This window comes from Nitrospinaceae bacterium, assembly GCA_018669005.1.
Taxonomy (GTDB): domain Bacteria; phylum UBA8248; class UBA8248; order UBA8248; family UBA8248; genus UBA8248.
In genome coordinates, this window is the sequence record JABJAL010000119.1 from 1 (window position 1) to 4613 (window position 4613).

Annotated in this window: 6 protein-coding genes; 3 read left to right on the forward strand and 3 right to left on the reverse strand. The window is 53.8% G+C overall.

All coding sequences use genetic code 11. From position 1 onward, the window contains the following. On the forward strand, nt 1-163 hold a 163-nt coding region (locus HOJ95_17825), incomplete at its 5' end, for a carboxymuconolactone decarboxylase family protein (protein ID MBT6396554.1). Nucleotides 164-312: 149 nt separating this feature from the next. Here the strand turns inward: HOJ95_17825 and HOJ95_17830 are convergent. The 3 genes from HOJ95_17830 to HOJ95_17840 all read right to left on the reverse strand — a co-directional run bounded on the left by HOJ95_17830 (nt 313) and on the right by HOJ95_17840 (nt 2383). Continuing rightward, nucleotides 313-750 carry a cytochrome c gene (locus tag HOJ95_17830; GenBank protein ID MBT6396555.1) on the reverse strand — a complete coding sequence of 146 codons (438 nt, stop codon included), beginning with the start codon at nt 748-750 and terminating at the stop codon, nt 313-315. Between the two features lie 36 nt (nt 751-786). Beyond that, on the reverse strand, nt 787-1293 hold the full coding sequence (locus tag HOJ95_17835; protein ID MBT6396556.1) for a hypothetical protein: 507 nt from the start codon (nt 1291-1293) through the stop codon (nt 787-789). A 166-nt stretch (nt 1294-1459) separates the two neighbouring features. Then, a complete protein-coding gene (locus HOJ95_17840) occupies nt 1460-2383 on the reverse strand; it encodes a trypsin-like peptidase domain-containing protein (GenBank protein MBT6396557.1) in 924 nt (307 codons plus the stop codon). A 559-nt stretch (nt 2384-2942) separates the two neighbouring features. On the opposite strand from HOJ95_17840, the gene HOJ95_17845 reads away from it, so the two are divergent. Continuing rightward, nucleotides 2943-3632 carry an aldolase gene (locus HOJ95_17845; GenBank protein MBT6396558.1) on the forward strand — a complete coding sequence of 230 codons (690 nt, stop codon included), beginning with the start codon at nt 2943-2945 and terminating at the stop codon, nt 3630-3632. Between the two features lie 55 nt (nt 3633-3687). Continuing rightward, on the forward strand, nt 3688-4533 hold the full coding sequence (locus tag HOJ95_17850; GenBank protein ID MBT6396559.1) for a fumarylacetoacetate hydrolase family protein: 846 nt from the start codon (nt 3688-3690) through the stop codon (nt 4531-4533). Nucleotides 4534-4613 lie beyond the last annotated feature (80 nt).

Below are 4613 nucleotides of genomic sequence, written 5' to 3' on the forward strand. Positions count from 1 at the left end.
CTACATCAAAAATCACATCCACCAGGCCTTCGAGCACGGCGCAACAGGACAAGAGATATTAGAGGCCGTGGAACTCGTAATATTCCCCGCCGGCTCGCCCTCGTTCAACGCAGGGATAAAAGCGCTAATGGCGGTGATCGAGGAGCGTGGGGAGAATAAATAAAAGGACCTCAAAAGGAGACAACACCGACAACAGTTCCAAAAGGCAGACGCAACACATCGAATATCATTTCTATAGCTAACAACTATTTCATAAAAAACACCCCTCGGCGGATCGACCGGTGGGTGTTTTTTTTCGCTACAAGGACAATATTAGAACCGAAAATCTTCGTGGCAGGCAAGACAGGCAGCCTGAAGGCGAAAGAGCGCTGAGATGGAGGCGGCCGGATCTTTTTTCGCGGCAAGTTTCGAGAGCGCCCCCGCCTCGGCCTCAAGTTTCAATGAGTAATTCCGAAACGAAGCGTCTTTTTTATAGTTTTCGATTTCGGGAAGCGATTTGGCAATCTTGGCAATCTCCATGAGGCGCTGTTGAACAACCGGAAAGGGCACCTCATCTCCCGACTCTTGAACGGGAACGAGCAGCAAGGATTTAACCACAGCACTGTAGGCCCCTTCCATCTTGGCCATCACGTCGCCCACCTCAACCTCTTGCGTGCCGCCCGGCACGGGCAAGGCCAGCGCCGCCGTAAGCAAAGTCGCCCCGGCAAAAAACCCAACGAGCGATCTCGGGGAGTATTTCGTACAGATCAATTCTGGTCTCCTTACTCATAAATAAATCAGTGGATTCTATTGAAGCACGTCTCCCCAACCCGCTTCCTCGTCCTCAAATACGGTGATGTCGCAGTATACCTCGATGTAATTGCCATCGGGATCAGTAAAATAAAATGCGCGGTTGCCGCTCCCTGCCTCAAAACCATCACCCTCAGGACCATGGACGACAGGTCCGTACTTAATTTCAACTCCGCAACTTTTGATGTGCTTGAGGGCCTTGAGCCACTCGGTACGATTGGGCACCTCGAAGGCCATGTGTTGAAAACCTGCCTTGCGCTCCTCCATCGAGTTTTCGGTATCAGGATAAAGGCTGGGAGCCTCCTGTGGGGCCTGAAAAAAAACGATTTCATGGTGCGCACGATCACAGCGCATGAACACGGCGGCTCCGCCCGGTACAGGCGCATCCGGCCCCGAGCGACTCGTCACCCTAAAGCCCATGACGTCCGTATAGAAATTTTGCAACCGATCCAGATCCCGCGTCCAGAAACCCATGTGGCCGATCTTGGTGGTTTTGAACATCATGCGTCCTTCCTAGAGAAAATAATTTTTTAAAATCCTCTGTGATGTAAGAATGGCAATTCTAACGCACCGGGGCCCGACAATGCGAGGGACAAAAAAAGACCCGCTCCTTTAACGGGAGCGGGCTATCCGAAAATTATTTTTTTTCTGTGACCCAAGCAACAGACCATCAGGGAAGCATACTAACCAGTCCCCAGAGGGAGCTGAGGGGTCGCCACCCATTTTTGATCTTAAGCGGCACAGGCGTAGGAGTCTTGGCCCATTCTTTTTTTTGCATCGAGCGCGCTTTGTTTATCAACAATCGGATAGCATTGATGCGGATGACCCAGCCCAACCGCCCGCCGCCAACAAAGGTGCCCTGCGAGAGGCCGACCATCTCGAAGCGACCGTCGCGAATGGCGATGACCGGTGTTCCACTGTCTCCCGGCGAGAGCCCGTTGCTCACCATAAACGCGTTCTCATTTTTAGCCGCCACCCTCGCCACTTCACGAGGAGCACGAAGAGCGCTGACGATGCCCTCGCGTACGTTCACTCCCATGTTCAGAGGATTGCCTATGGCATAAATGTAGTTGCCCACCTGAAGATCGTCACTATTGCCGAGCGAGTAAGGAAACGAAGGCGGGTTCACACCTCGCGGAATTTCAAATAGCGCCACATCGTCCTCGGGGCTCAGGACAAGTGCTCTAAGCGGATGCTCAACTCCATCGTGGCGCAAAAAAGTTTTTTCCGCTAATTTTTTTACCTGTAGTTTCATGACACCCACGGGCGTGGATATCTTGATGGTACCTTGAGCAACTGTATGCTCGACCGTGAGTATGAACCTGTCGCCTACAACCACACCGCTCCCAACAAGCTCTTTTTCGATTTCCTCGCCATCGGGAAGCCTGAATTTCGTTCGCGTAACAAGAATCACGATAGAGGAGACCACTCGCGAGAGATTCATCTGCGAGGAATCAACCAGGTAGGCATGGTTATCGTAGCGCCCGTCCGGGCGAGGGCTCCTATCTTCGGTGCTCACCGGAGCGGAGGCACACCCCACGAGGAGTGTAGCGGCGAGGAATAAAACATGACCACGAATCTTGTAGGCCGACATTTATCGACCCTCCCAAGGCGGCGGTACGAGACATCGGCCACTGACGCCACATTACTACTAACAATCTTATCGTCAAAAATTCCCAACAAAGTGACCAGCTAATTTATTTTGATACATATTTGCTACACTTTTATCTCGCTCCTATTAGGGGAACATATCCTCAAAGCGCCTATCTTAATAAGGATTATCCTGATTCGCCCTTTTTTATGGGAGAATCCTCTCTAATATAAAAAGCATATTCCATGCCGAATCCAGTGAATTTTGGTTTTCGTTCAAACCAATGAGAATTAGGGCCTTTGGCACCCTAAATTTGGTCGGCCAACAAGGAAAAGATGACCGCCTCCCGGCAAAGGTTGCCTTTTCGGGGGGATATGGAGTATCCATCAAGCTTCCGGTATTTTTACGTTTCCAGGCCGCCGGCTATTGCGCCGTGCAAGTTGCCTACTCTAACAAGGAGACTATCTTGTCCGTCATCATCAACGAGACAAAGAAAAAATCCCTCAACGGGGAAGTGACGCTTGGCGCTGGGGTCCGAGCCGTAAAATCCGTCGAGGTCGGCATGGCGATGAAGGCCAGCGGCTACGACTGGCTTTTTATCGATCTAGAGCACGGCCCCTTCAACCTTGAATCGGCGACCCAGATTTGTGTCGCAGCCCTCACCCAGGGTATCACCCCCCTCGTCCGGGTCGCCTCGATCGAAGGCCACCTGAGCACACGCATCCTCGACGCCGGCGCACAGGGTATTGTTTTGCCCCACGTGAACAACGCCGAGGAGGCAAGGGAATTCGTTTCGATCTGTAAATTCCCCCCCGAAGGGGACCGCAGCCACGGCGGCGGGCTGCCGCACGCCTCGTACGCCCCGCTTGGCCCGGACGATCTTCTAGCGGGCGTCAACAAGGAGATGCTTCTCGTCGCTATGATCGAAACACCCGAGGCGGGCGAAAAGGCAGATGAAATAGCCGCCGTGGATGGCATCGATGTCCTCCTTATTGGAACCAACGATTTAAGCACGGGGATGGGAATCGCCGGGCAGCACGACCATCCGCGGGTGAATCTCGTATACGAGCAGGTACTCGCAGCCTGTAAAAAACACGGAAAAATCCCCGGCATGGGTGGCTCCTATCAGGCCGACATGCTTGAGCGCCGCATCAAAGGGGGCATGCGATTCATCCTGAGCGGAAGCGACCTCAACTTCATGATCGCGGGCGCCAAGCGGCAATCCGAAATGATCAGAAACATCAAGATTTAACGCACACCGGCCCCTGGGCCGGAAGGCATTTTATTCACGTTAAAATGGAGAAAGTATGAAACTTCTAAGCTATGAAGCCGAAAATGGGCCCCGAGTCGCCGTATTGACCGATGCTGGCGTGGAGGATGTGGTGCCCGAAACAAGCGATGCCGCCGCAGTCATCGCAGCCGGCGGCACCCCGAAAACAAACGGCAATCCCAAGCCACTCGACTCGGTGAAGCTTCTCGCGCCCATCGCCGAGCTTAAGCGTCCCGTTATCGCCGTTGGGCTCAACTACAAGAAACACTCCGATGAGGGCGCCCGCAAGACCGGTGCCCGAAAAGTGGGCGAGTATCCCAAAATTCCCGTCTATTTCACCAAGTGGATAGGATCGCACAACCACCCCGAGGCTGGGGTCATCCACCACGATGCCACCCAAGAGCTGGACTATGAGTGCGAGCTTGTCATCGTCATTGGCAAAGAGGGGATCAACATTCCCAAGGACAAGGCCATGGACCACGTCTATGGCTACACCGTCATGAACGAAGTGTCGGCCCGCGACATCCAGCGCCGGCACGGTCAGTGGTTCAAGGGCAAGTCGATGGACACCTTTGGTCCCCTCGGCCCCTACATTGTCACAAAGGATGAGACTGGAGACGGCAACAACCTGGGCATCGAAACCCGCTTGAACGGCGAGGTACGCCAGAAATCGAACACCAACGACATGATCTTCGATGTTGAGACGGTCGTTTCGGTTCTCTCAGAGGGCTTTACCCTGGTGCCAGGCGACCTGATCGCCACGGGCACCGCCGAGGGTGTTGGCTTTGCGATGGACCCGCCGGGCCTGATGAAGGTGGGCGATGTGGTTGAATGCGAGGTCGAAAATATTGGGGTGCTGCGCAACAATATCGTCGCGCCCTAGCTTTAAAACCGGGCGACAAGGCTCGGAAATAATAGTTTGATTCAATGAGCCCCCGGATGCCTATCAGGAAATCCGGGGGC

Excerpts from the sequence above, each read along its gene's own strand:
- HOJ95_17845 (MBT6396558.1), top strand. The coding sequence starts at position 2,943 with ATGGCGATGAAGGCCAGCGGCTACGACTGGCTTTTTATCGATCTAGAG.
- HOJ95_17835 (MBT6396556.1), bottom strand. The coding sequence starts at position 1,293 with ATGATGTTCAAAACCACCAAGATCGGCCACATGGGTTTCTGGACGCGG.
- HOJ95_17840 (MBT6396557.1), bottom strand. The coding sequence starts at position 2,383 with ATGTCGGCCTACAAGATTCGTGGTCATGTTTTATTCCTCGCCGCTACA.
- HOJ95_17850 (MBT6396559.1), top strand. The coding sequence starts at position 3,688 with ATGAAACTTCTAAGCTATGAAGCCGAAAATGGGCCCCGAGTCGCCGTA.